This window comes from Arthrobacter psychrolactophilus (genome assembly GCF_003219795.1).
GTDB lineage: Bacteria > Actinomycetota > Actinomycetes > Actinomycetales > Micrococcaceae > Specibacter > Specibacter psychrolactophilus.
Map to the genome: position 1 here is coordinate 374,782 of NZ_QJVC01000002.1, position 26,626 is coordinate 401,407.

Annotated in this window: 22 protein-coding genes; 6 read left to right on the plus strand and 16 right to left on the minus strand. The window is 63.1% G+C overall.

What is annotated here, in order from left to right; all coding sequences use genetic code 11:
* Positions 1 to 88 precede the first annotated feature (88 nt).
* The 6 genes from CVS30_RS04065 to mtrA form a co-directional block, all read right to left on the minus strand.
* The gene (locus tag CVS30_RS04065; protein WP_110484016.1) at positions 89 to 1,300 is read right to left on the minus strand and encodes a winged helix-turn-helix domain-containing protein; all 1,212 of its coding nucleotides are present in this window, start codon (positions 1,298 to 1,300) and stop codon (positions 89 to 91) included.
* 30 nt (positions 1,301 to 1,330) lie between these two features.
* Positions 1,331 to 2,026, minus strand: coding sequence for a ribosome hibernation-promoting factor, HPF/YfiA family (hpf, locus tag CVS30_RS04070; RefSeq protein WP_110484017.1), 696 nt, complete (start codon positions 2,024 to 2,026; stop codon positions 1,331 to 1,333).
* A 146-nt stretch (positions 2,027 to 2,172) separates the two neighbouring features.
* Positions 2,173 to 3,030: a ComF family protein gene (locus tag CVS30_RS04075; RefSeq protein WP_110484018.1), complete on the minus strand. Its 858-nt coding sequence runs from the start codon at positions 3,028 to 3,030 to the stop codon at positions 2,173 to 2,175.
* 89 nt (positions 3,031 to 3,119) lie between these two features.
* Positions 3,120 to 4,877, minus strand: a complete 1,758-nt coding sequence (locus CVS30_RS04080) for an LpqB family beta-propeller domain-containing protein (RefSeq protein ID WP_110484019.1) — start codon at positions 4,875 to 4,877, stop codon at positions 3,120 to 3,122.
* On the minus strand, positions 4,874 to 6,832 hold the full coding sequence (gene mtrB / locus CVS30_RS04085; RefSeq protein WP_370800357.1) for an MtrAB system histidine kinase MtrB: 1,959 nt from the start codon (positions 6,830 to 6,832) through the stop codon (positions 4,874 to 4,876). The genes CVS30_RS04080 and mtrB overlap by 4 nt, the downstream gene beginning before the upstream one ends.
* A gap of 9 nt (positions 6,833 to 6,841) precedes the next feature.
* Positions 6,842 to 7,516 carry an MtrAB system response regulator MtrA gene (mtrA, locus tag CVS30_RS04090; RefSeq protein ID WP_110484021.1) on the minus strand — a complete coding sequence of 225 codons (675 nt, stop codon included), beginning with the start codon at positions 7,514 to 7,516 and terminating at the stop codon, positions 6,842 to 6,844.
* 278 nt (positions 7,517 to 7,794) lie between these two features.
* Here mtrA and CVS30_RS04095 point away from each other — a divergent pair, with 278 nt between their 5' ends.
* From CVS30_RS04095 to CVS30_RS04115, 5 genes are read left to right on the plus strand one after another with little or no spacing between them, the layout of a single operon-like run.
* Entirely contained in the window at positions 7,795 to 9,042 is a 1,248-nt protein-coding gene (locus CVS30_RS04095; protein ID WP_110484022.1) for a DUF7847 domain-containing protein, read from the plus strand.
* An 11-nt stretch (positions 9,043 to 9,053) separates the two neighbouring features.
* Positions 9,054 to 9,749: a DUF4129 domain-containing protein gene (locus CVS30_RS04100; protein WP_110484023.1), complete on the plus strand. Its 696-nt coding sequence runs from the start codon at positions 9,054 to 9,056 to the stop codon at positions 9,747 to 9,749.
* Positions 9,746 to 11,005 (plus strand): DUF4350 domain-containing protein, encoded by a 1,260-nt coding sequence (locus CVS30_RS04105; protein WP_110484024.1) that lies wholly within the window; start codon positions 9,746 to 9,748, stop codon positions 11,003 to 11,005. The genes CVS30_RS04100 and CVS30_RS04105 overlap by 4 nt, the downstream gene beginning before the upstream one ends.
* Positions 11,002 to 12,030, plus strand: a complete 1,029-nt coding sequence (locus CVS30_RS04110) for an AAA family ATPase (RefSeq protein ID WP_110484025.1) — start codon at positions 11,002 to 11,004, stop codon at positions 12,028 to 12,030. The genes CVS30_RS04105 and CVS30_RS04110 overlap by 4 nt, the downstream gene beginning before the upstream one ends.
* 34 nt (positions 12,031 to 12,064) lie before the next feature.
* Entirely contained in the window at positions 12,065 to 13,357 is a 1,293-nt protein-coding gene (locus tag CVS30_RS04115) for a DUF58 domain-containing protein (RefSeq protein WP_110484026.1), read from the plus strand.
* Between the two features lie 9 nt (positions 13,358 to 13,366).
* Here CVS30_RS04115 and CVS30_RS04120 read toward each other — a convergent pair whose 3' ends face one another.
* The 10 genes from CVS30_RS04120 to CVS30_RS04165 form a co-directional block, all read right to left on the minus strand.
* A complete protein-coding gene (locus CVS30_RS04120; RefSeq protein ID WP_110484027.1) occupies positions 13,367 to 14,254 on the minus strand; it encodes an SGNH/GDSL hydrolase family protein in 888 nt (295 codons plus the stop codon).
* Between the two features lie 61 nt (positions 14,255 to 14,315).
* Positions 14,316 to 15,422, minus strand: coding sequence for a uroporphyrinogen decarboxylase/cobalamine-independent methonine synthase family protein (locus CVS30_RS04125; RefSeq protein WP_110484028.1), 1,107 nt, complete (start codon positions 15,420 to 15,422; stop codon positions 14,316 to 14,318).
* Positions 15,419 to 15,880, minus strand: coding sequence for a chorismate mutase (locus tag CVS30_RS04130; protein WP_110484029.1), 462 nt, complete (start codon positions 15,878 to 15,880; stop codon positions 15,419 to 15,421). The genes CVS30_RS04125 and CVS30_RS04130 overlap by 4 nt, the downstream gene beginning before the upstream one ends.
* Before the next feature lie 99 nt (positions 15,881 to 15,979).
* Positions 15,980 to 17,698, minus strand: coding sequence for a dipeptide ABC transporter ATP-binding protein (locus CVS30_RS04135; RefSeq protein ID WP_110484030.1), 1,719 nt, complete (start codon positions 17,696 to 17,698; stop codon positions 15,980 to 15,982).
* Complete coding sequence (locus CVS30_RS04140) at positions 17,695 to 18,645, minus strand: ABC transporter permease (protein ID WP_110484031.1); 951 nt, start codon at positions 18,643 to 18,645, stop codon at positions 17,695 to 17,697. Before CVS30_RS04140 ends, CVS30_RS04135 begins: the two co-directional genes overlap by 4 nt.
* A 3-nt stretch (positions 18,646 to 18,648) precedes the next feature.
* The gene (locus tag CVS30_RS04145; protein WP_110484032.1) at positions 18,649 to 19,740 is read right to left on the minus strand and encodes an ABC transporter permease; all 1,092 of its coding nucleotides are present in this window, start codon (positions 19,738 to 19,740) and stop codon (positions 18,649 to 18,651) included.
* Between the two features lie 106 nt (positions 19,741 to 19,846).
* Positions 19,847 to 21,481: an ABC transporter substrate-binding protein gene (locus CVS30_RS04150; protein WP_110484129.1), complete on the minus strand. Its 1,635-nt coding sequence runs from the start codon at positions 21,479 to 21,481 to the stop codon at positions 19,847 to 19,849.
* Between the two features lie 227 nt (positions 21,482 to 21,708).
* Complete coding sequence (locus tag CVS30_RS04155; RefSeq protein ID WP_110484033.1) at positions 21,709 to 22,326, minus strand: TIGR03086 family metal-binding protein; 618 nt, start codon at positions 22,324 to 22,326, stop codon at positions 21,709 to 21,711.
* Between the two features lie 219 nt (positions 22,327 to 22,545).
* A complete protein-coding gene (mnmA, locus tag CVS30_RS04160; protein ID WP_110484034.1) occupies positions 22,546 to 23,685 on the minus strand; it encodes a tRNA 2-thiouridine(34) synthase MnmA in 1,140 nt (379 codons plus the stop codon).
* Between the two features lie 69 nt (positions 23,686 to 23,754).
* Positions 23,755 to 24,975, minus strand: a complete 1,221-nt coding sequence (locus tag CVS30_RS04165; protein WP_110484035.1) for a cysteine desulfurase family protein — start codon at positions 24,973 to 24,975, stop codon at positions 23,755 to 23,757.
* 97 nt (positions 24,976 to 25,072) lie between these two features.
* On the opposite strand from CVS30_RS04165, the gene CVS30_RS04170 reads away from it, so the two are divergent.
* Positions 25,073 to 26,578: a S8 family serine peptidase gene (locus tag CVS30_RS04170; protein ID WP_110484036.1), complete on the plus strand. Its 1,506-nt coding sequence runs from the start codon at positions 25,073 to 25,075 to the stop codon at positions 26,576 to 26,578.
* Positions 26,579 to 26,626: the final 48 nt, after the last annotated feature.

A 26,626-nucleotide genomic window follows, 5' to 3' on the forward strand; every position in this document is an offset into this window, starting at 1 on the left:
GCGTGTTCAGTCTACGGGAGAAGACACGGAGCTTCCCGCCAGTAGCTGCGTGTTTCCTTTGAATCTCTGGGGAATGCGGCTCGCCTTTCTATCCCAGTGCTGCTGCCAGTGCTGGAGCTAAATCTCCATGTGGATGTACGACGACGTCCCCCAGTCCCAGCCAGAGCGCCATCGTGGCGAGTTCCCCGGCTAGTTCAACGGCGGTGTGCGATGGAGCGCCGGCTTCGGCGAACGCCCCAAAAACCATGAGCTTGCCAGCCCGCCGATCGGCTTTGAGGTCCACGCGGGCCACGATGTTCTCGCCCAGCAGAAAGGGAAGCACGTAATATCCATATTTCCGCTTCTGTGCTGGCGTGTAAATTTCGAGGCGGTAGTGGAAATCAAAGAGTTTCTCGAGGCGCTGCCGTTCAAACACGAGCGAGTCGAAGGGGCTGAGCAGGGCACGCGTTTGAGCCTGCCTCGGACTACGGGCCTTGACGTGGGCGAACGCTTCCTCGGTCCAGCCGGTCACGGTAACGGGTTGCAGAACACCTCGGCGCACCAGGGCTTGGATGGCCACCGCGCTCTCTCGCAGGGGTAGACGGAAGTAGTCGGCGAGGCAGCGCACGGTGCCGATGCCGTGGGCAAGTGCCGCGGCCTCGATGAGCCGCTCCATGGCCTCGCCCTTGTCGGGGTTTTCATCCACATCGGCGGCCAGCCCGCGTGGCAAGACCTTCTCGAGCACCGAGTATTTGCGTTCAAATTGCTCGTTGCGGGAAGCGGCAGCAACCGCACCGTTTTCAAAGAGCCCCTCGAGGGTGCGTTTGACGGCGCTCCAGTTCCAGCCCCACTGGTCGGTGTTTTTATCTTCCTCATGCCCAATGTGGGCCTTGACCTCGCGGGCCGTCATGGGTTTGCTGTTCGCGAGCAGATCGAGGATCTGCACCTCAAGTCGATCACGCAGGGCAGGTTCGAGCCGATCGGATTTAACCCAGCTGCGGCTTTGCCACACACGAAGGTCGTGGAAATGACGCGGTTGAATGAAGCTGGCCTCGTGAGCCCAGTACTCCATCATCTTGCGTGGGGCGGTTCCTGCCATGGTGGCGAGGACGTTGCGGTCGTAGGATCCCAGGCGGGAGAAAAACGGGAGGAAATGACTGCGGGAAATGATGTTGACCGAGTCGATCTGCACTAATTGCAGCTGCGCAAAAGTCCGGCCCACGGCCCGTGCTGTGACGGGTTCCGTGGGCCGGACTTTTGCCAGTCCTTGGGAATTCAATGCCATCCGGCGGGCCTGATGCAGGCTCAGCCGTGCAGTCATTGTGTCCTTCCCTTAGTTTTTTGCCGCTGGTTAGACGCGTGCCGGCTCATCGCTGGAACGGTAGGCGGAGATTTCCTCGGTGACATCTGCGTTTTCATCGAGGGAAATGACGCCGTAGGTCCAGCCCTTGCGGCGGTAGACCACCGACGGGATGCCGGTTGAGGAATCGATGAACAGGTAGAAGTCGTGTCCGACCATTTCCATGTTGTCCACGGCATCGTCCAGGGACAGGGCGGTGGCGGGGAAAACCTTGCGACGGATCAACACGGGTGAATCGCCGGCGGGGATGTCGTTCTCGATGTCGTACGGGGACTTTTCCTCGACAACGTCCGGAACGCTCTGAGCGTAGATCGGCTCGGAGCTGCTCACCGTCGGCAGCGAACCGGTGGCGGCGTTGACGGCGACAGGGGCGTGGCGACCGTGGTGGACCTTCTTCTTGTCCTTGGCCCGACGGAGCCGCTCGAGCAGCTTTCCGTAGGCGAGATCAAACGCTGCGAACTTGTCCGATGCAGCTGCTTCCGCACGGATCACCGGACCTCGGCCCACCACTGTCAGCTCAACCGTGAGCGGAGTGTCTGCTGTGCGAGCCTTGCTCTCCTTGGAAACCTTCACATCGACGCGCTGAACCTTTGTGGCCAGCTGTTCGATCTTCGTGAGCTTTTCGCCAGCGTATTCGCGGAATCGGTCCGAAACAGTCAAGTTACGACCCGTGATCATGAACTCCATGGTGCCCTCCAAATATCTTCGGTGACACGGCGGTCGGCTAGCAAAGGTGCAGTAAATCTGACCGCCGACGGGTGGTTTCCTCTTGCTAGAGGTACCCGTTCACTCACGTTAGTTCACCTCATGCCTTTATTCATCTTTTGTGTGAATTAATTTTTGGCGCGTCCTCCAAAGGCCGCTTTTTCGTGAGCTCCCTCGGGCGCCCGCGTGGCCGCCAGAACCGTGGCCGAGCACACCCGAAAGCCCCATTTTTCCAGTGTTTTTGTGGCTTCACGCAGAGTAGATCCGGTGGTGAGCACGTCATCGACGAGCATGAGCGCAGGCCCGCTATGGTTCGCTGACGGCCGAATGTGCACGAGCTTATTTCGCCTGATGCACATTGTGTTACGAACATTTCTGCGTCGTGCCTGACGGCCCAGACCTTTCTGATGCTGGCGTTGCCAGGGCGGCCTCGCCTTAATCCCCAGCAGCGGCGCGATGAACAGTTGGGGCGGAACTCGGCCCTCAGTTTGCAGGGACCGCAACAGCAGCGCCACGGGATCGTAGCCGCGGCGCCGCCAGCCGCTTCCGGTGCTCGGGATGGGCACCAAAATTACCGGCTCGTGCTCGGGAGTCAGCTCCAGTGCCACGGTCAGTGCCAGGGCGAGGACGCGGGCCAGGCTGGTTCGAAGTTCGGTGCGCCCATGATTCTTGTATGCCAGGATCGTGGCGGCCAGCGCGTCGCGATACTCGCCAGCGGCCACAACGGGCAGGTGGCTCTCGCCCTCGACACCAACGAGGGCGTCTGCCGCGCCTTCCGCCCGGAAGGGCTGCCGAGTTTGCCGGCGCAGCAGCACCGAGCACGGTGGGCAGATGGCGTGGTCCTCTGCCCCACAGACAACACACTCGGCTGGGAAGGCGAGATAAAGAAACTCGCGCCAGGCGCTCTCGCACCATAGCCAGCTCCGCAACCATTTGCCGTGGGCGATGCCCCGATGCGCACCGGGGGTGCTCTGCTCAAGCTCCATGGCTCCAGCATGGGCACCTCCAAGGCCGTCCACCAGTGTCAGGGTCCGCACTGTGGATACGGCGCCGGGAAGGCTAGGGTGTGGAGGACTTAGCCAGCAAAGGAGGCATAGCGAATCTCTTTCGAGATGACTTCCCAGGAATTGGCCGCGTTGGAGTAGTACTGCGTTGCCGTTTGGGCGTGGACGTTGCGCACGCCGGAGCTGGCGCTGATCCATTCAATGCCGGTGAGTTCTTCCAGGGCAACCGGCGCCAGCGCAAGGTCGAGGATCTCGATGTTGACCGCCTCCGTGGTCGAGGTGGCCGTCACGGCCACACTGCTCTCTCCCGTCCAAACACCCAGCGTCGGGGCCCCGGTGTGGCTGAGGTTGAGCGGCGTGGTGAGATCCTTCGGGATATCTCCGGCCTTAATGATCCCGGCAACGCTGACCAGGCTCACCCCATCGGAGTGCGAGACGATGAGCACCCGGGCCCCATCGCGAGAGATCCTCAGGGAGGTGACATCCTGCCCCACCAGCCACGGAACCGTCAGGACAACAGGCTTCTCCAAGGTGGCGCTGTCTTTCGGGTTGAGGGCGATAATGGTGCCGGAGCCATCTCCCGCGGCGGCCCACAGCCAGCCGTTGGGCGCGAAGGAAGGCGCCGTCAGGGACACTCCGGAGATGGCCAGGGTCGGCGCAAGGTCCGGACCCACGGCGTAAATCTGGTTTCCGGCCCCGGAGCGGAAGGCGAAGTTCGCGCCGGAGTACGACATGGCCGGCACCGAGGGCAACAAACTTGCCACGGAGGGCATCCCGGGGATGGGCGAGACCTTCGTCCCGTCAAAGGTCACCAACTCATTTTTCGCCAGGGCGACCTGCGCGGACGGCACGGGGTTATCAATCGTGACTGGGACGCCGGCATCGACGGTGCCGCCCATGTCGACCTCCCGATCGTCGGCCAGCAGCTGTACCTCGGTCACCGTGTTGAGGCTCTTTTGCAAGGTCACCATGAGCTGCGTCTGCATTTGCTGACGCCGCTTTACGCTCGTTTCAAGCAACAGCTGCGCCGTCAGGCCCACCTTGGCCACGCCAGAATCACTGACGGGGACAGAGTCGCGTTCCAGGGCGATGCCGTTGGGGAAGGCGCTCACCACGGCACCTTGGAGGTACGGCGCCGGCCCGGCCAGCATCGCCTTCACAATCGAGGTGGCCGTGCGCGAGGAGCGACCGGCCAGCCACCGCACATCCGGAACCCCATTGCTAAACGTTGGGTCATAGAAGTAGAGGGAAATCGGGCTGAACAACGTCTGGAAGGTCGCCTCGGTGAGCATCACGCCGTCGGGCGCTTCAGAAATTCGCCACTCATCATCGACCTGCACCAGCTTGATCGTGAGATTTTCCGTCTTCGATCCTTGGACCGGGGTCAGCACACCCGTGGCATCCACGCTTGAGACCACATTGAATTTGAGCTCGAAGCTGTCCTTTTCCGAGCCCGGCATCACCGAGAAGGTGTCCTTGTAGACCAGGGTGCGCTTGTCGGGGGCCCACGATTGCGCCAGGCCCGGTGTCAGATACTGGCGGGCATACTGAAAATCGTCGCTGAGCCCGGTGCCCGAATCGACGAAGCCGCGAATAATGCTCTCGGGCGAGGCCCCCTCAACGGGCGCAAATTGCTGCAGCCCCACGTTGACCTCGTTGTTGCGGGGCGTCAGCGGATCGCTCTTACCGACGGAGCCGTGAGTTGGTATGACGGCGCAGGCGGACAGCAGGAGAAGCACGACGGCGGCCACCGCCACCGCGACCATCCGCCAGTTGCGCTGTGCTCCCGTGATGCGAGGACGCCAGCCAGTCATCAAGGAGCCGCTCACCGTTCCACCTTTTCCGTGCTTGTCTCATCCGACGAGCTATCCGTAGTCTTCTTGACCGTCGCGGCATTGGGCTCACCCACCGTAGATCCCTTTAGCTTTCCCAGGGCCCCCACGACGCCGATGGCACCGGTATTTGTCAGCACCGGGCCCGTGGACAGCGAGGAGAAGCTGCCGACGTGACCGCCGTCGGGAGGCAACGGAACGGGAGAATGGTCCAAGATGATGCCGCGACGGCGCGGCAAAGTCAGGCGGAAGCACGAGCCCTCGCCGGGGCTGCCCCATGCCTCAAGCCAGCCATCGTGCAGCTTGGCGTCTTCCATGGCGATCGACAGGCCCAGACCACTACCGCCGGTGGTGCGGGCGCGGGCCGTGTCGGCTCGCCAGAAACGGAAGAAGACATGTTCCAAGGAGGACGGCGACATGCCAACCCCGTAGTCGCGCACGGCCACGGCCACGGCGGTGTCATCGGCCGAGACAAAGATCTTCACGGGCCGCCCCTCACTGTGCTCGAGGGCGTTCAAGACGAGGTTGCGCAGGATGCGATCCACCCGGCGCGAGTCCATCTCCACAACACACTTGTGGTTGCGCAGCCGGGTCACGACCGAGAGCTCCGAGGAGTTCGCCTCGGCCACGGGCAGGGCGCCATCGATCACGGAGTAAATGACGGAGAAAATATCCAACGATTCCGCGTCCAGATCGGCCACACCGGCGTCAAAGCGGGAGATCTCCAAAAGATCAGCCAGCAGCAACTCAAAGCGTTCCACCTGATGGAACAACAGCTCCGAGGAACGCTTATTGATGGGGTCAAAGTCTTCGCGCGCGTCGAACAACACCTCGGCGGCCATCCGCACCGTGGTCAACGGGGTGCGCAATTCGTGGGAGACGTCCGAGACAAAGCGCTGCTGCATCTCCGAGAGGGTGGCCAGCGCGGTAATTTGGTCTTGCAATGAGGTGGCCATCTTATTGAACGAGGTGGCCAGCCTGGCCATTTCATCCTCGCCGATGACCACCATGCGTTCCTCAAGCTCGCCCGCCGCCAGCTTTTCAGACACGGCTGCGGCCTGGCTGACGGGGTTCACTACGGTCCGGGTCACGTACCAGATGATGACGCCGATCAGCACGAGTAAGATGCCACCGACGAGCCACAGCACCGACTGTATATAGTTCAGCGTCATTTGGGCGCCGTTGAGGTCGTAGATCATGTACAGCTCGTAGTCGGTGTTCAGCAGCTGCACCTGGCTGCCGACAACTACGGCAGGATGAACGCCGGCACTGCCCGTGGGCAAGGCGATCGACTGCCAGAACTGCCCTTCGGCGTCGCCCTGCACGGCCTTCCGTAATTCCTCCGGAATGATCGCGGAGGTCACCCCGCCAGAGTCCGAGGAGCTCACGGCGAGTCGGCTATTTTGGCCGGGAATGATGAGCATCAGGTATTTGCGGTTGTCATCCGCCCCGCCCACCTCGAGCAATTTCAGGGTGTCGGCCACATAGGTCGACACTCGCGGCTGATCACTGGCGCCGGCGTTGGAAAAACTTTCCTGCACCTGCGTTGCCCCACGGGCGGATTCGTGTTGCGCCTGGGTCAGGCGTTCCTTGAATAGACCGTTGGAGATTTGCCCGGCCAAATAGCCGCCAACCCCCACGACGGCCACGGCGGCGATCAAGAGCGTCGTGACGACCGTGCGAAATTGCAGGGAGGTGCGCCAGCGCGTGGACCAGCCTCTGCGAAACTTTCCGGCGCCGGACATCACGGCACGGCCGGTCAGACGCAGGACCTGTTGGGTCTTTGAAAGAGCTATTTCGGCAATGCTGCGGGCGGAAACGGGCTCGAGAACCTCGGCCTCCTCCTGCTCGGTGACCGAGGCGGAAGCCTGCGGTCCCTCGAGAGGGGAGCTCCCGCCGTCGTCCGTGGGGTGCGTGTTCGCCGTCATGACATCATCACCGCAGCCGGCCACAGGCCCAGGCTAGGACCCGGCCTTATAGCCGACGCCGCGCACCGTCAGGACAACCTCGGGCGCCTCGGGATCGCGTTCAATTTTGGAGCGCAGACGCTGCACGTGCACGTTGACGAGGCGGGTGTCGGCCGCGTGCCGGTAACCCCAGACCTGTTCCAGTAGCAGCTCGCGGGAGAACACCTGCCAGGGCTTCCGGGCTAGGGCCACGAGAAGGTCAAATTCCAGGGGCGTCAGGGCAATCTTCTCCCCCGCGCGACGAATCGAGTGGCCAGCCACATCGATCGTGATCTCGCCAATGATCAAGGTTTCCGGCGGCTTGACGTCACCCGGGCGCAAACGGGCGCGCACGCGGGCCACGAGCTCGGCGGGTTTGAAGGGCTTGGCAACGTAATCGTCGGCACCGGACTCCAGACCGCGGACCACATCAGAGGTGTCCGACTTGGCCGTGAGCATCACGATGGGAACGTCCGACTCGGCACGGATGAGACGGCAGATCTCAATGCCGTCCATTCCGGGCAGCATGAGGTCAAGCAGTACGAGATCAGGCTTGTTGGCCTGGAAAACCTCGAATGCTTTGGCTCCATCTCCACAAAATACGGGATCAAAACCATCATTGCGGAGCACAATACCGATCATCTCGGCCAGTGCCTCGTCATCGTCAACAACTAAAATACGTGCCTTCATAGTTCTATATTTGCCTATCAACCCCGTAATGTCCCCATCGACGCTCCCTAGGAATGCCGGCATGTGTGGATTTTGCCAATTTTGGGCGCAGATTGTGCTCTTTTTTCCGCAATGCCCGGGCCTTCACGGAGTAATTGGGGATCTTCCCGATAGGGTTTGAAGAGAAGCACGACAAGCTTTGTCACTGCTCCGGGACGGCGGCTACACACTGCGCTCTCCGGGGCGCTGGGACGTTCACGGTGTGAACGCGCCCGGGGACTATTTCACAGGGAGCACGCATGACGCAGGGACCGCAGCAACCACCGCTGGAACCACAGGGCGAGGATGCTCAGCCTCAGCCGGCGCCCCCGTACGCCCAGCCGCAGGCGCCGCAGTGGGGCCAGTACGCGCAGCCCGGTCATCCCGCATTCGGCCAGCCTGCCCAGCAGTACCCCGGGCAGCCGTACGGACAGCCCGGCTTTAACCAGTACGTCGCCCCGCCCAAGCCCGGCGTCATTCCCCTGCGCCCGCTCGGTTTGGGCGAGATTCTCGACGGCGCGTTCCAGGCCGCCCGACGCAACGGCAAGGCCATGTTTGGTTCGGCGTTGATCTTCCAGTTCGTCACGACCGCCATCACCCTGGTCGTCATGTACCTCGCCTTTGGCCAGGCCTTCGGCGAGCTCATGACCATGGACCCCACCGTCGCTGCGGAATCTGAGACCTTGGACGCCCTCGGCGGCAGCCTGGTGGCCTCCTCGGTGTCCTTGCTCCTGACGAGCCTCTTGGCCGTAGCGATTCAAATGATTCTGCAGGGCGCCCTGGTCATCCCCGTCATTCGCGCCGTGTTGAACCGCAAGACCTCCTTCGGGCAGATGTGGCGGCTGGTCAGGCCACGCATCGGCAGCCTCATAGCCCTCGCCCTGCTCTATGCGGTCGCCGTGGCCGTGGTCCTGGCCGTCTACATCGCGATTGTGGTGGCCATCGCTGTGGGTCTGGACGCGTCTTCCAGCGGCGGATCCGCCCTCGCCACGATCGGCCTGGCCCTCCTGATCGGCCTGCCCTTCCTTGTGATCTCGGTCTGGATTGGCACGAAGATTTTGCTGGCCCCTGCGGCGATTGTCGTGGAGCAGGTGGGGCCGTTCGTCGCCATCAAGCGCTCCTGGCTCTTGACCCGCAGTAGTTGGTGGCGCACCTTTGGCATCTCGCTGTTGGCGGCCGTCATCGCTGGTGTCATCTCCTCGGTCATCACCACTCCGGTCTCCATGTTGGCCAGCTTCCTCGTGCCCTTGATGTTTGGCACCGAGCCCAACCCGGAGCAGACAGCCAACGCCATCCTCATCGCGCAAGGCATTGCCGGCCTGATCGGCGCCCTGGTCGGCGCCGTGACATTGGCGTTCCAGACCGGTGTCATGGCCCTGATCTACGTTGATTTGCGGATGCGCCGCGACGGCTTCGACATTGAGCTGCTCAAGGAAACCGAGAACGGCCAGGACGACGGCGGGATCCCCGGCTCTCCCCTCAAAGCTTCCGGACAGTACGGAGCGTAGGCCGGATTTCGATGGCGTTCTCACTGACTCTTTTGACGTCCTTAGCCGGACGGCTGCCCGGGGATGTTCCGCTGGTTCCCGACGCCGATGAAGCCCGCCGCTGGGCTCAAGAGGAACTCGCACACAAGGTCTATCAGGATGCCAAGCCGGGGTTGGCGGAGCAGATTGCCGCGCTCGTGAGGAGCGCCTTCGATGAGTTTCTCAACAATGTCGGCTCCCCCAGCGGCAGCTTTGCCCTGGCCATTGCCATTGGCGTGCTCCTGCTGGCGATCGTGGCGGTTGTCTTCATTATCCGACCACGGCTCAATCGCACTGTCGCCGCGGATCAGGACGTCTTTGCCGGAAAGCGGCAACTCTCAGCCGAACAACACCGGGCTCTGGCACGCTCCGCCGCCGCATCCCAAGACTTTTATACCGCCATCAGTGAGCAATTTCGGGCCATCGTCCGCGCCACTGAGGAGCGCGATGTGAGCCTTCCGGCACTGGGCAGAACGGCTCTGGAAATCTCCGTCGAACTGCAACGCGCTTTCCCGGCCCAGGGCCAGGCCCTGCTCACCAGCGCCGAAATTTTCAATGCCGTCCGCTACGGGCATCTCACGGCCACCGCCGCCATGTTCGAGGAGCTCGTGCTCACGGATCGGGCGGTTGCGGCCAGCAAGCCGCTGTATACCGACGAGCCTGCCGCTCCAGTGGCGGTGTCCTCATGAGTTCCGTCGCGTCACACCGCACCTCCTCGGAGCCAGAGACCTTCCGGGCCGATCCGGCCAGCACGGCACAACGGGCAGGCCGCCTCTGGCGCACCGGGAAGTTTTGGATCATCTGTGCCGCGATCTTCGTGGCGCTCTCGCTCCTGGCTTTCATCTTGGCCAAGGGCGGGGAGCAGTCATCAGGCACGCTCTCGATCACCAACCCGGCACCGGCCGGGGCGCAAGGAGCGGCCGAAGTCCTGCGCAGCCACGGCGTTGACGTGAGCGCCACGGATTCGCTGGCCGACACCCTGGCAGCACTCTCTGCCAACGGTGCCGGCAACAGCACCGTGGTCTTCTACGATCCCTACAATTTCCTCTCCCCGGACCAGGCCGCAACCCTCGCGGACGAGGTTCGCGAGGCGGGGGCACGCCTGGTGGCGCTCTCCCCCGCGCCACTGACCGTGGCCCGCTTCAGCCCCGATCTACTCAGCGCCGGAACCGCACGGGGTACCGCGTCGATTGCTGCGGGCTGCTCCCAGCCCGATGCCGTCGCCGCGGGAATGATCGACGGCGGATCCTCGGACTTGGGTGTTTTGGCTCCCGTCAGCCTGCCCCTCCACCTGTATCAGGGCACGCAGAACTGTTTCACGCCGCAGGGCGAAACGGCAGGCCAGCTGGCCTTCAATGCCGCCGGTGACGTGATGGCCCTGGGCAATCCGGGCATCCTCATCAACCAGAACCTGGCCAACCGGGGCAATGCCGCCCTGGCCGTGCGGCTTTTGGGCCATGCCCCGAATCTGCTCTGGTACACGGTCTCCATCAAGGATCTTCCCGTGGCCGAGCAGGCACCTTCTCTGGCTGAATTGACGCCCTCCTGGATTTTCCCGGCGTCCTCCTGGCTGCTGCTCGTGGCCGTCATCGGCATGCTGTGGAAGGGCCGCCGGAGCGGACCGCTGGTGCCCGAACCGTTGCCCGTGATCGTCAAAGCCTCGGAGACCCTCGCGGGCCGGGCGAGGTTGTATCAAGATGGTCGGGCCGTCGGCACGGCGTCACGGACCTTGCGGCACGCGAGCCTGACGCGTTTGGCACGCGCCCTGAGGTTGGGGATCACCGCCGAGCCGGACGCCGTCGTGCTTGCAACGGCGGCGGCCACGGGCCGTCCCGTGCCGCAGGTCCATGCGCTGTTACTGGGCGCGCTACCTAAAACCGAACAAGAGATGTTGACCATGGCCGTTGAACTCACGGCCCTAGAGGAAGAAGTGGCACAGCGATGAGCCTGCCCCACCCCGAATCCCCGAACGCACCCGAGCAGGCTCCCGCTGCCCAGACCATTCGGCAGCAGCACGCACCGAGCTCCTCCGCACAGGCCTTGTTGGCGGTGCGCAGCGAGGTCGCCAAGGCCGTCGTGGGCCAAGATGCCACCGTCACGGGCCTGCTGATCGCCCTCCTCGCGGGAGGACATGTCTTGCTCGAGGGTGTCCCCGGCGTGGCCAAGACCTTGCTGGTGCGGGCGCTGTCCACCGCCTTAAGTCTCGATAGCAAAAGGGTGCAGTTCACCCCAGATCTGATGCCCGGCGATGTCACGGGTTCCTTGATCTACGATGCCAGCACCTCGGCCTTCACCTTCCGTGAGGGCCCGGTCTTTACCAATATTCTTTTAGCCGATGAAATCAACCGCACCCCTCCCAAGACGCAGGCCTCACTGCTGGAGGCCATGGAGGAACATCAGGTTTCCGTTGACGGGGTATCCCGCAAACTGCCGGCGCCGTTCATGGTCGCGGCAACCCAAAACCCCATCGAGTACGAGGGCACCTACCCGCTGCCCGAGGCTCAGCTCGACCGTTTCCTCTTGAAGCTCACGCTGGAACTGCCGGGGCGGGATGAAGAAATCGAGATCATCCGTCGGCACAGCCTCGGATTTGACCCGCAGGATCTGGCGGCTGCCGGTGTGCGCCCCGTGGCCGGTGTGGCCGAGCTGGTGGCGGCCCGTCAGGAAGTTGCCCGGGTCGCCGTTGATCCCGAGATTCTCGCCTACGTGGTGGATCTGGTCCGAGCCACCCGCACGGCACCCTCGTTCCAGCTGGGCGTCTCCCCGCGAGGCGCCACGGCCATTCTGAAGGCCGCCCGCGCTTTTGCCTGGCTGTCGGGACGCACCTTCGTCACCCCCGACGACATCAAGGCGCTGGCCCTGCCAACACTGCGGCACCGGGTGGCCCTGCGCCCCGAGGCCGAGATGGATGGCGTGGCCGTTGACGGCATCCTGCACTCCATTCTGGCCACCGTGCCGGTTCCCCGCTAGCTCACCGCTTTCTCAACGACGGACAACACTCATTATGGCCATTTCGGGCAGGTTCTTTTATCTGGCACTAGCGGCGCTGGTGCCCATCATTGCCCTCCCCGGAGCCCTGAGCTGGCTGCTGTCGCTGACCGTGCTGGCTCTTGTGGTGCTCGTTGATCTACTGCTGGCGGCCTCGCCGCGGAAGATCTCGCTGCGCAGGACGCTGCCCAATGGGGTGCGGCTGGGCGAAGCAACCTCGGCCACCGTGCATCTGGCCAATGAGTCGCCGCGGACCCTGCGAGCCCAGGTCAAGGACGGGTGGCAGCCCTCCGCCGGCGCGCTCAATCCCTTACAAAACGTTCTCATCCGGGGCGGGGAACGAGCCGCGTTAAGCGTTGCGCTGCGTCCCGTTCGGCGAGGAGATCTGCGCAGCCAACACATCTCCATCAGATCCTTTGGCCCGCTGGGCATGGTGGCGCGGCAGGGAACCATTCAGGCTCCCGGCCTCTTACGGGTCCTTCCGCCTTTTCACGCCAAACGACACCTACCCTCTAAATTGCGGAAGCTACGGGAGCTCGATGGCAAGGCCGCCGTCCAGATCCGCGGCGCCGGAACCGAGTTTGATTCCCTGCGAGACTACGTTCGGGGCGATGATGTGCGCTCCATCGATTGGCGTGCCACGGCCCGTCGCCGGGACGTCGTCGTGCGCACCTGGCGGCCCGAACGTGACCGCCGCGTCGTCATCGTGCTGGACACCTCACGAACCTCCGCCGCTCGGGTCGATGATGAGACGGCCCTCGATACAGGCATCGAGGCAGCCCTGTTGTTGGCCGTTCTGGCCGAGCGAGGCGGAGATCGCGTCAGCCTCATCGCCTATGACCGACGGATCCGGGCCAAGGTGTCCTCGGCTGGTAAGGGCAATATGCTCAACGGCATGGTGCAGGCACTGGCACCCTTGGCGCCTGAGCTGATTGAACTCAATACCCCGGCCATTGCCGGAGCCGTCCGTCAGGTCACCGCCCATCGCGCCCTCGTGGTCCTCATAACGTCTCTGGATGCCGGGGCGGCCGAAGAGGGCCTCATCCCGCTCGTCACGAGCCTGAGCCAGAAGCACGTTGTTGTCGTGGCCGCCGTCCGTGATCCCGCCGTCGACCAGGCCCGGCATGACCGGAGCTCCACGACCGCCACCTACCGGGCGGCCGCCGCCGAGCATGCGCTCAATCGCCGGGCCGCCATCACGGCCGTCGTGAAGCAGGCAGGCGTCGAGGTCGTCGATGCGACGCCGCTAGATCTCCCGCCGCACCTGGCCGATATGTACATCAAACTCAAGGCCGCCGGACGCCTCTAATCCCCAAGCTCAACGCACAGGCGCCTGCAGTCCTAGCTTCGTGAGTTCGCCGGCCAAGACCGTGGAGAGCACCTGATGTCCACTGGTCGAGAGGTGGACGCCGTCGAGCATCTTATTGCCCACCTTGTACTTCGTAATCCAGTCCCGGGGGCTGATAAACGAGACCCCATTGCTCATCGCGATCTTGGCCAGCACCGCATCCACCTGCACACGGCGGTCGCTTTTGGCGGGCAGGCCTCGGCCCAGGGTCCCGATCATGAGGATGGTGCAACTGGGGTAGCTGGCCCGCAGCTCACGGAGGAGGCGTTCCACATTCGCCGTAATTTGCGCGTCGGTGGCCCCTTGCGCCGCATCGTTCCCTCCGCCTTGGAGCACGAGCAACGCCGGGGAACCATACGGCAGAACGACCCTGCCCGTGGAAATCGCGTCGGGATAATTAGTCGATTGCGTAGTCTTGGCAACAAAACCGGTGCCTGGTGCGCCGACAAAGCGCACGTGATAACCGCGGCTGCTGAGCGCCTTTTCAACCCAGGTATCTGCGCTCTTGACTCCCCCCATGCCACTGGATTGCGAATCGCCAAAGAGGACCACCTGACGGGCAATGTCCACGTCGATGATCTCTTCACGGGCCGAGACCGGATTCCATACCAAGGAACCATTGGGCAGATCCCACGGCGTCAACACCTCATCCAGCCTCTGGTAGGCTCGCCCGCCGTCGGGCACCACGTTCCGGTCCGGGAAGGTCGGCGGCGGCGCCGGGGTTGCCGCCGCGGTGCTGGCCTGGGCCACGATTTCGGCTCCGGCATCCGAGACCCCGGTACTCGGCCCGAGGGCAAGCACCGCCGCGGCGACCACCCCGCTGGCCAGGCAAACTTGAAAGACCCTACCTCGCCCCATATGTCCCCCTTTAGTGGCGCCGGAAGGCAATCATAAACCACCGAGCTGACGGGCGAGCAAACTACGCGTAACGAACCTCATTCAAGCGTTCGGCCAGCTCCAGCGCGCGGTTCAGCACGGTGCGCGCCTCCTGCGGCGAAAGGTGGGCAAGCCCGGCGTCGGGCGTGATGCGCAGCTGCTTGAGGAGGGGCAAATCCAGTCCCAGCCCCCGCCACGGTCGCATGATTTTTTCCTCCAAAACCGAGTACGACGGCGGGACCCGCCCCGCGAGGGTAGGAACCGTCCCAGCCCACACGCCTAGACCCGATTCCAGGGCCCCGGCCAGTTGTTCCCAGTGGCCGGTATCGAGCAGGTGAAGCGGCAGGGCCACCGCGTCGAGACCAGACTCCAGTGCGATCTCCAGCGCCTTGCGCCAGGCAGTTGTTTCGGCCGCCTTGGCCTCCTCGGCACCGGGCGCCGTGTGCTCCGCGGCGGTGTCCGTCGGGGTCAGGTTGATGGCGACCTGCGCAAATCCGGCCTCACGGGCAGCCGTCGCCAACGTGCTCCACGTCTGGCGCAGTTCCGAGGCCGGAATGGCGCGCAGCGTGCGGTAACCAGACGCCGTGGGAATGGTTCCAGCGAGGGCCGGGGCAATCTCCGGCTCATCGATCTGCAGGACAAGTTGCGCACCCGGGACGGCCTCCCTCAGCTTCTCGGTATGGGGCACCAGGCCCGCAGCGAGTGACTGGGCGATGTCGCGCCGGGCCCCATAATCGCGCACGGCACGTTCGCCGTAGTGCAGATGGATGGCCGCGGCGAGCGAGATCGGCCCCATGACCTGAACCTTGAGTGCTGGCGGAATGATGTCGCCGGCTCCGGCAACATCGGCCAACACATTCACATCCGTGGACAGGGCTGAGACGGCGCGGCGGTGGTCGTGACCTGGGCGGTCAACGAAACGCCAACCATAGGGTTGGACGTCCACGGGCAGTTCTTGCAGGAGCGAGGCCGTGCGGCCTACGGCGTCCGAGCCCACCCCACGGGCCGGAAGCTGCGCCAGGGCCGGCAGATGCGGACTGCTCAGAAGCCCGAGGGAAACCTTGGCGGCTTCCTCTGGATCGATTCCGGGCCAGGTACCCAGGGCCGTGACGGTGACTTGCTCGGGAAAAGCGTTAGCTGAGGGACTCACTGAGGCTGCGTGCCGCCGTCGTCAGTCTGGGCCACGAAACCTTGGCCGTCACGGCTCACCACGGGAACCACCCCGGTGGCGGCCACGGCGGAGTGGCTCTCGGAAATGGCTTGGTGGTGGTGGATGACCTCGCTGATGATGAAGTTCAGGAACTTTTCGGCAAAGGCCGGATCGAGGTTAGCCGATTCCGCCAGGGCGCGCAGGCGCTGAATCTGAGCCTTTTCACGATTGGGATCCGCGGCCGGCAGCTGGTGCGTGGCCTTGAGAATGCCCACCCTCTGCGTGGCCTTGAACCGCTCGGCGAGCAAATACACGAGGGTCGCGTCGAAGTTGTCGATGCTAGAACGGATGGACAACAGCTCCGCCATGATGGCCGGATCCACGGCTCCCGAGAGGGAACTGGCGGCCGGGTCAAAGTCATCGACGGACAAGTGCGGTGTGTGGCTCGGTTCGGTCATAGGGACAGTTTAGGCGGTGTCCGGGGCGGACAAAACTCTTGTCCACCCCAGACACCGCCGTTGCTGTTATCGCCGTAACGATGAATGAGGCGTTGCCCGCTAGCGAGCCGCGAGCAGGGCCTGATGGGCCGCCCGCCGCTGCGCCTGCTCCGCCGGATTGGGCACGGGCAAGGAGGCAATCAGACGCTTGGTGTACGCGTCCTGCGGGTTACCCATGACCTGATTACCGATGCCCTGCTCGACCATCTTGCCCTTGTACAGCACCCCGACCCACTCGGCCAGGATGTCCACGACGGCCAGATCGTGGCTGATGAACAAGGCCGCAAAACCTAGCTCGGCCTGAATCTCCCGGAAGAGCTCCAACACCTTGGCCTGCACGGACACGTCCAGGGCCGAGGTGGGTTCATCGGCGATGAGCAGCTTGGGCTTCAGGGCCAAGCCTCGGGCCAGCGACGCCCGCTGGCGCTGCCCGCCAGAGAGCTCGTGCGGGAATCGCTTGGCGTACGCGGCCGGCAGCTGCACCGATTCCAACAGTTCCTCGACCTTCCGCGTCACGGCAGGCCCCGAGAGATCCGTGTGGATGATGAGCGGCTCGGCCACACATTCCCCGATCGAAAGATGCGGGTTGAAGGAGGCGGCAGGGTCCTGGAAGACAAAGCCGATGTCCTTGCGCAAGGGGCGGAAGGTGCGTTCCTTATAGTTGAGCATCTCGTAGCCAAGCACGTTCAAGGAACCACCCGTGGTCCGGTTCAAGCCCGCGATGGCGCGACCAATCGTGGTCTTGCCCGAGCCCGACTCTCCGACCAGGCCAAAGACCTCTCCGGCACTGATGGTGAAGGAGACCTTGTCGACGGCCTTGAACGCCGGGCTACCCAAGCGGCCGGGATATTCAATCTCCAGCTCGGTGGCACGGACCAGAACGTCCTTGTCTTGGAAGGCCCGTTCGGTGAATCCCGCCGATGCGGAGTTACGGCCAAGGTGCGGGACGGCGGCCAGCAGCTTTTTCGTATACGCCCGCTGGGGTGCGGCGAAGAGTGCCTCCGAGGTGGCTTCCTCCACGACGTCGCCCTGGAACATGACCACAACGCGATCGGCCAGATCGGCCACAACACCCATATTGTGCGTGATCAGCACAATCGAGGTGCCGTAGCGATCGCGCAGATCCCGCAACAGCTCCAAGATCTCGGCCTGCACCGTGACGTCAAGGGCCGTCGTGGGCTCATCGGCCACAATCAACCCCGGGTTCAAGGCCAAGGCCGCGGCGATGACAACACGCTGCTTCTGCCCACCGGAGAACTGGTGGGGATAGTAGTCAACACGCTTTTCAGGTTCCGGGATACCCACCTTGCCCAACGCCTCGATGGCCAGCTTGCGGGCTTCTCGCTTGCCCACGCGCTTACCCTCAGGGCGGTGAGCCCGCAGGCCCTCGGCAATCTGCCAGCCCACAGTGTAGACCGGGTTGAGCGCCGTTGAGGGTTCCTGGAACACCATGGCCACATCGCGGCCGCGGATCTGACGCAGCTGATGCGTGCTGACGGTAATGACATCATTGCCGCTGATCACCACGGCACCGCTGCTGATGGCCGTCTCCGGCAGGAGTCCCAAAATGGCCTTGGCCGTGACGGTCTTGCCGGAGCCAGATTCGCCCACAATGGCCACGATCTCGCCCGGGGCCACCGTGAAGGAAACATCCTTCACGGCCTGCACATCGCCTTGATCTGTCGCGAAGGTGATCTTCAGATCGGCAATGTCCAGCACGGGCCGCGGCACGGCCTCGCCCCGAGGCGCTGCGCCAACATTTTCTGTGGAGTGGCTCATGCGTCCACCAACTCCTTTGCATTCTTGCGGGCCTTCTTGGCGGCCCGCTTACGTCCACGCAAGCGCGGGTCATTGAGATCATTCATGGACTCACCCAGCAAGGTCAGACCGAGTACCGTCAATACAATCGCGACACCCGGGAATACGCCTGTCCACCAGATACCGGCGGTGGCATCGGACTGGGCATGGTTGAGGTCGTAACCCCACTCGGCCGCCGTCGAGGGTTCAATACCGAAGCCTAGGAAGCCCAAGCCGGCCAAGGTCAGGATCGCCTCGGAGGCGTTGAGCGTGAAGATCAGCGGCAGGGTGCGGGTGGCGTTCTTGTAGATGTGTCGGGCCATGATGCGCACGCTGGAGGCGCCCACCACGATGGCCGACTCCACGAACGGCTCGGCCTTCAGGCGGATGGTCTCGGCTCGAATCACGCGGAAGTACTGCGGGATGAACACCACGGTGATGGAGATGGCCGCGGAGAAAATGCCGGACCACACATCGGAGCGGCCCTGGCTGAGCGCGATCGACATGACCATGGCCAGCAAGAGTGTCGGGAAGGCGTAGATAGCGTCGGCCACGACCACGAGGATGCGGTCAAGCCAACCGCCGAGGTAGCCCGAGAGCAGCCCCAGGATCACACCAAGGAAAATGGACAGCGCTACCGCCACGACGATCACCATGAACGCGGTCTGGGCCCCCCCAATGGTGCGGGAAAAGACGTCGTAACCTCCCGCCGTCGTGCCCCAAAGATGAACGGACGACGGCGCGGCCTGGGTCTCATCGAAGCGCTGAGTTGCGCCGTACGGGGCGATCAACGGGGCGAGGGCCGCCGTCAGGAGGAACATCAGGGTCAGCACAATGCCGGCGACCAGCATGCCGCGTTGGAGTCCCACACTCTTTTTGAGTTGGGAGATGACGGGCAAACGGCTCAGGAGTGATTTTTTCGTCTCCATGATCTAGTACCTCACCCTCGGGTCGATCAGCGCGGCGATGGCGTCCACGATGAAGTTGGTAAAGGCCACGATGACGGCGAGCAGGGCCACGATGCCTTGAACGGCCACGAAGTCACGCGCCGTCAGGTAATGAGCCAGCTGGAAGCCAAGTCCCTTCCATTCAAAGGTGGTTTCCGTCAAGACGGCGCCACCGAGCATGAGCGCAATCTGCAGTCCCATGACGGTGATGATGGGGATCAGCGCGGGCTTGAAGGCGTGCTTGGACAGCAGCCGGTATTCGCTCACGCCACGGGAACGCCCGGCCTCGACGTAGTCCTTGCTCAAGGTGCCGATGACGTTGGTGCGCACGAGGCGCAGGAAGATACCGGCCGTGAGCAGGCCGAGCGTTACGGCGGGCAGAATCGAGTGCTGGACGACGTCCCAGAAGGCGTCCATATTGCCGCTGCGGAGGGCATCGAGCCAGTAGATGCCGGTGGGCGCTTCCAGCGCAGTCATCGCAATATCGGTGGTGATGAAGGCTCGTCCGGCGACGGGCAACCAGCCCAGCCACACGGCGAAGACCAACTTCAACAACAAGCCGGCAAAGAACACCGGTGTTGCGTAGAAGCAAATGGCCAGCACGCGGGAGATGGCGTCTTGCCACTTATCGCGCTTGTAGGCGGCCAGCATGCCACAGGGGATGCCGATGAGCAGGGCCACGACGAGGGAGTTGATGACCAATTCCAGGGTGGCTGTGCCGTAGGTGGCGAGCATGTCTGAGATCAACAGATTGTCGGAAATGGTGCGGCCAAAGTTGCCGGTCGCGATCTGGCCCAGGTACTCAAAGTACTGAACAAACAACGGCCGGTCGTAGCCGGCCTCGTGAATTCGGATGGCCAGCTGGTCCGGTGGCAAGCGTCCGCCCAATGCGGCGGTAATCGGGTCACCGGTGAGTCGCATGAGGAAAAACACCATGGTGACGAGGATGAAAATCGTGGGGAAAATCAAGATGAAGCGGATGGCAAGGTATTTACCGAGGCTTCCGCCGGACTTTTTCTTGCTCTTGGGGGCCCGCGCGGAAGGTTCTTCCACCGGCAGGTCAATCATTGCGGTCATGTGCGCCTATATTCTTCTCATGCCGAACGGCAAGAAGCGGGGCGTTTAGTGCGCCCCGCTTCTTTGCCGTGCTTTCAACTAGCTCCTGGTGAATGCCTGCACGGCACTACTTGGAGAGGACGCCCAAGCGGAACTTGAACGAAGCGTCCAAGGTGTCCTTGGTGCCGCTGACATTGACGTTCGAGACTGCAACCTGAGCACCCTGCAACAGCGGCAGTGTGGAAAGATCCTTGGCCTCGGCCGTCTGGATATCCTCGATCAGCTGGGTGCGCTTGGCCGCATCATTCGTGGTCAGCTGCTCCGAGATCATCGACTGCACGGCGTCATTGCTGTAGTGGTTCTTCAGGAAGTTGTCCTTGCTGAAGAACGGTGTCAGGTAGTTATCAGCATCGGAGTAGTCCGGGAACCAGCCCAGCTGGTACATGGGGTACGCGTCGGCGGTGCGCTGCTTGGAGTAAGAAACCCACTCAGTGGACTGCAGGTTGACCTTGAACAGGCCGGTCTTTTCCAACTGCGCCTTGATGGCGGCGTACTCATCGCCTGAGGACGAACCGTAGTGGTCCGGGTTGTACTGCAGGTCGAGCGAGACGGGCGTTTCAACACCGGCATCGGCCAGGGTCTTCTTGGCCTTGTCAACATCCGGGGCTCCGCTACCGTCGCCGTATTCAGACTTCAGCGGCTCGATGGCGCCCGTGAAACCGGCGGGAACCGGGGAGTACAGGGGCAGGTAGGTGCCCTTGTAGACCTGCTCGGCCAGGGCCGCGCGGTCAACGGTATCCGCCATGGCCTGACGGATAGCAAGAGCCTTGGCAGCGTCCGGGGTTGCCGTCTTGGCGCCGAACGGCATGGTGTCGAAGTTGAAGACGATGTAGCGAATTTCGCCACCGGGGCCAATGTCGACCTTGACGTTCTTGTCGCTCTTGAGGCTGTCGATATCCGTGGCCGTCAGGCTGCGCCAGGCAACATCAATATTGCCCTTCTGAACATCCAGCTTGAGGTTGTTGGAATCGGCGTAGTACTTCATGGTGACAGAGTCGGACTTGGCGGCGCCCAGCAGGCCCTTGTAGTCGGCGTTCTTCTTGAAGGAGATGAGCTCGTTCTTCTTGTACGAATCAATCGTGAACTGGCCGGCGAAGGCCTTGCCCTTGATGATGTCTTCGTCAGTGGTGACGGCGTCGGCGCTGAAAACGGTGTCGTCAACGATGGGACCGGCGGGGCTGGTCAGCACCTGCGGGAACGTCTGGTCGTTGCCAGCCTTGAGCGTGAAGACCACGGTCGTGGCGTCTGGCGCCGAGACACTCTCAAGGTTTCCCAGGAGGGTCGCGGGGCCGTTGACGTCGTTGATCTTGAGCTGGCGATCGAAGGAGAACTTCACGTCTTTGGAGTCGAGGTCGCTGCCGTTGGCCCACTTGAGTCCGGCCTTGAGCTTGACGGTGTACTCGGTGGGTGAGGAGAATTCGGCGGACTCGGCGATGTCCGGCTTGGGGTCGGCGCTTCCCGGCTCCGAGTTCAACACAAACGGGTAAATCTGGTTCATCACCATGAAGGAGCCGTTGTCATAGGACGCGGCAGGATCCAAGAAGGTGGTCTTATCGGTGGTTCCAACAACAACGGGTGAACCTGTAGCTCCACCACTTTCGGTTCCGCCATTATTGGCAGGTCCCGTACATGCTGTCATTGCCAAGACTGACACTCCAGCCACAGCCATGACCGACTTGAATCCGAACATACTCTTAGCCATCAGCAAACTTTCTCTTGTGCGTTGCATGTAACGTGACACACGCCCTTGTGTGATCCAGATCATGCGCCTGATGTTTCAATTATTATCAGACTTCCGCTCAAGACATGGCACGGATCACAAAGTTGCAACCAGAAGGTTACCAACGAGTACAAATGAATTCGGTTTTTGCCTCATTGACCTCACTCATGCACCGCCGCATCGAGATGGATGGCACCGGTGGCGGGAGATTACCTCAGGGACTCGGCCCGGGGCCCCGGCTGGAAATGCGGGCTGCGGCCGAACCAACCGGCAAGTTTCGTGTAAGAATCTGAGGCGATAGGAACCTGCACCTCCGGGCCAAAGCCACGCTCCACGCCGCGATATTCTGGCTTCATCATGCGCTGAGACCAGGCCAGGGACTGGTCAGCCAGGACGGGATCAAGGATGACCGGAACGCCGGTGGCTTTCATCAGATCCCAGGAGTGAACCGTGAATTCGGTGATTTGCAGGCCAATGCGACTGCGCAAAGGAGCCTCGCCGCCTCCGGGCAGCGCAACCTGCGTACTGAGGTCCGCGGTGGACCAGGCGCGCATCAAGAGGGCCGCGCCGTCGGTGAAACGCGTGGACCAATCGGCGCCGACCGTCGCCCCCGAGGTCGTGGGATCGATGTGATGGCCACGAGCCATGATGGTGTAGTTGTGTAGGTCTTGGACCACCAAGTGATGCAGGAGGTCTTGAACGTTCCAATCGGAGCATGGCGTGGGCCAGCTGGCCTGATTGGCAGCGATGGCTCCAATGACTTCGGCGCACTGGTTGAGCGCGCTATCTAAGAACTGCAACGGGTTGGGAATTGTATGCGGGGCCATTGTGTAAACCTTCCGTGTGCCAAATCACCTTTTATGGGAAGCTTACGCCTGCCCCGCAAGAGCCACGCCAATAAGTCACTCCTTCCCTCTCAAACGCGGCACCACTTTCCGGCTATAAAACGCAAACGCCGCACCACTTCATGGCGGGACGGTACGAAGAGATCCCGGGAAGTGGTGCGGCGTTTGGAAAAAACGGCCGGAAAGTGGTGCGGCGTTGGGTTAGGGGAGGTCGGGGCGGGCTAGGGAACGGGCCGTGTCGATGGTGGCCTGACCCAACACGCGAGAGCCTTGGTACAGCACGATCGTCTGACCGGGGGCCACGCCGCGCAGCGGCTCAACCAAGGTGACGTTGAGGCGCTGGCGAGTCACGCCGTCGTCCGTTACTTCCGTGACGAAGGCGCGGGCCGGAACCGGATCGCCGTGCGCGCGCACCTGGGCGTAGCAATCGAACTCGACACCGGTGGCGACTTCGGCGATGGGCAGCCCGGCCCAGGAGACCTTGATGCCCTTGATCTCGTCGATGGCCAACAGCGCGTGCGGGCCGACGATGACCTTGTTTTCCTTGGGACGGATCTCGAGGACGAAGCGGGGCTTGCCATCGGCGGCCGGGGTGCCCAGCTTGAGGCCGCGACGCTGACCCACCGTGAACTGGTTGGAACCGGTGTGGCCGCCAACTTTTGCGCCGGTTTCGTCCACGATCTCGCCGTCGGTCATGTCAATCTTCTCAGCCAACCAGCCGGCGGTGTCGCCGTCGGGGATGAAGCAGATGTCGTGGCTGTCAGGCTTCTTGGCGACGGACAAGCCGCGGGCTTCGGCCTCGGCGCGGACCTCAGCCTTGGACGGGGTGTCGGCGAGAGGGAACATGGAGTGCTTGAGCTGCTCGTGGGTCAGCACGCCCAGCACGTAGCTCTGGTCCTTGGCCCAGTCGGCGGCGCGGTGCAGTTCCGGGTTGCCGTCGGCGTCGGTAATGACCTTGGCGTAGTGGCCCGTGCAGACCGCGTCAAAGCCGAGGGCGATGGCCTTCTCCAGCAGCGCGGCGAACTTGATGCGCTCATTGCAGCGCATGCAGGGGTTGGGCGTGCGGCCGGCGGCATATTCGTCGATGAAGTCCTGGACCACATCTTCCTTGAACCGCTCGGAGAAGTCCCAGACATAGTACGGAATGCCCAGCAGATCGCAGGCGCGCCAGGCATCGTTGGAGTCCTCCACGGTGCAGCAGCCGCGGCTGCCGGTGCGCAGGGTTCCGGGCATGCGGGAGAGCGCCAGGTGAACACCGACGACGTCGTGCCCGGCATCCACCGCGCGCGCTGCGGCAACGGCGGAGTCAACTCCACCACTCATGGCGGCCAATACTCGCATTACGTACCTTTCAATTGAAACTAAAAATCAAGCGTGCCGAGCAAGTGGCAGGCTGTGCGTGGCCCCGAACTAACGGGTACTGGCGGTTTGGATGGACGATTGATGTCCGGCCATGCCAGCTGTTTTTGCTCGTGCGTGAGCGTCCGGGAGGGCGGCCACAAAGGCGTCAACGTCTTTGTGGCTCGATGTATGCCCCAAACTAAAGCGTTGTGCGCCACGTGCCGTGTCTTCATCCAGGCCCATGGCGAGCAGCACGTGTGAGGGGCGGGGTACCCCGGCCGTGCAGGCTGAGCCGGTGGAGGATTCGATGCCCGCCATGTCGAGCAGGAACAGCAGGGAGTCGCCCTCGCAGCCGGGGAAGGTGAAGTGGGCGTTGCCGGGGAGGCGTCCGGCCGGATTCACGGCAGGGTCGACGCCGCGCAACACCGCTTCGGGGACGGCACTGCGGACGGCCGCAATGATGCCGTCGCGCAGGGCCGCGATGCGTGGATTCTCGATGGCAAGATTATCTGTGACGTCCTGGGCGGCGGCGGCGAAGGCCGCGATACCGGCGGTGTCGAGGGTTCCGGAGCGCACGGAGCGCTCCTGTCCCCCACCGTGCTGCACGGGTGTGAGTTTCACGGCGCGACCCAACAGGAGTGCACCCACCCCGACGGGTCCGCCGATCTTGTGCCCGCTGATGGACATGGCCGCGAGGCCGGATTCCTTGAAATTCACGGGAATCGAACCGAAGGCCTGTACGGCGTCAGAATGCACCGGGATGCCGTGCTGGGAGGCGAGGGCTACGATCTCGGCGATGGGCTGGATGGTGCCAACCTCATTGTTGGCCCACATACAGGTGAGGAGCGCGATCGAGTCTGCTCCGCCGTCGGACATTTCTTTTTCCAGAGCGGCAAGACTGACGGTGCCGCTCTCATCGACGGGCAACCAGACGGCTTCGGCGCCCTCATGCTTCTCGAGCCATTCGACGGTGTCCTGCACGGCGGCATGCTCGACGGAGGAGACGAGGATGCGCTTGCGGGCAGGCTCGGCGGCGTTGCGGGACCAGAACAGGCCCTTGACGGCAAGGTTGTCGGACTCCGTCCCGCCCGAGGTGAAAATGACCTCGGTGGGGTGGGCTCCGGCGGCCTTGGCAATAGTTTCGCGGGACGCCTCCACCGTGGCGCGGGCACGACGGCCAGCCCCATGAAGGGAGGACGGATTGCCGCTACGGGCAATAACGGAGGTGAGTGCGGCGAGGGCCGGGGCCGAAATAGGCGTGGTCGCCGCGTGATCTAGATACACGGGCACGGCTCAATTCTACGGCACGTTGCCTTGTCATGATCCGCCCTCGATGGCAGGATCGTGGTGTCCCACATCACACAATGATCCCGGGGGGATTAAATTTATGAAGAATGCATTCTTCCGCCGCACCACCTCTGCCGCACTGTGCGCAGTCGTTCTGGCGGCATCGAGCCTCGTCGGTGGCAGCGCCATGGCCGCACCCGCAGCCGCGGCATCCACGCCCGTCGATTTCCCAGCAGCCGACGGCCAGCTCATGAGCTATGTGGTCAATGTCAAGGCCGCCAACGCTAACAAGACCCGCACCGCCGTGGAGGCCATTGAGGCCGCCGGTGGCGTTGCCGTCCAGGAATGGCCGGAAATCGGGGTGGTGGTGGTCCAGTCGGATCGCGCCAACTTCCGCTTAGATGTCCTCAGGCTCGGCCATTCAGCCATCGAATCGGTGGGCGCAACCCGCACCATCACGGTGGCCGAAGGTACCCCTGAGGGAATTACCACTCCATGGCAGAGCGCGACGGCGCCCTCCCAGCGCAGCCGCCAGCTGGCCAACACCGATCTGCTCTACGGTGATGCCACGCTCGACGCCATCGCCGCCGACCCGCGCGAATCCGAGCAGTGGAGCCGCGTTCAGATCAAGTCCGATCTGGCCAACGAGATCACCGACGGCTCACCGGATGTTTTGGTGGGTGTTTTGGACAGCGGCATCGACCCGGTCCACCCGGATCTCGCGGCCAACATCGACGTAGCCAACTCGGTCAACTGCACCGACGCCGGTCGCCCGGACACCTCGCCCACAGGCTGGTTCCCGACGAACTCATCGCACGGCACCCACGTGGCCGGCATCATCGGCGCCGCCCGTAACGGCGTTGGCATTGTCGGCGTGGCCCCCGGCGTGCGCATGGCGTCCGTCAAGGTTGTCAACGACGCAGGCTCGATCTACCCCGAGTACGCCATCTGCGGCTTCATGTGGGCGGGCATGAAGGGCATGGACGTCACCAACAACAGCTACTATGTTGACCCCATGCAGTTCTGGTGCGGCGATCAGCCCGATCAGAAGGCCGTCCTCACAGCCGTTGAGCGCGCGGTCAAATGGTCAACCAAGCAGGGCGTTGTGCATGCCGCCGCTGCGGGAAATGCCTCCTACGATCTGGCCAACAAGACCACCGACGACGTCAGCCCCAACGACATCGCCGGCATTGAACGTGAGATCAACAATGACTGCAAGGACATCCCCACCGAGCTCGAGGGTGTTGTCACGGTAGCCTCCACGGATCAAGCCACGAAGCTGTCCTCCTTCTCCAACCGAGGCCTGGACGTCATCGATGTGGCCGCTCCCGGATCACGCATCCTCTCGACGCTGCCGAACAACACTTACGGTCTGCTCAGCGGTACCTCGATGGCATCCCCTCAGGTTGCTGGCGTGTTGGCGCTCATGAAGTCGGCACACCCCGGCATGAAGCCCAAGGCGATGATCGCGACGCTGCGTGAGCAGGCGCAGGACCATGAGTGTGTTGCTCCGGCGACCCCGACTGGCGCAACTTGCACGGGAACCGCGCTCAACAACAGCTATTACGGCGAAGGCATTGTGAACGCACTCAAGGCAGTTCTCTAAGCCCCACCCCAGAGTTCCGGCGGCCATCGTTTTCGGTGGCCGCCGGAA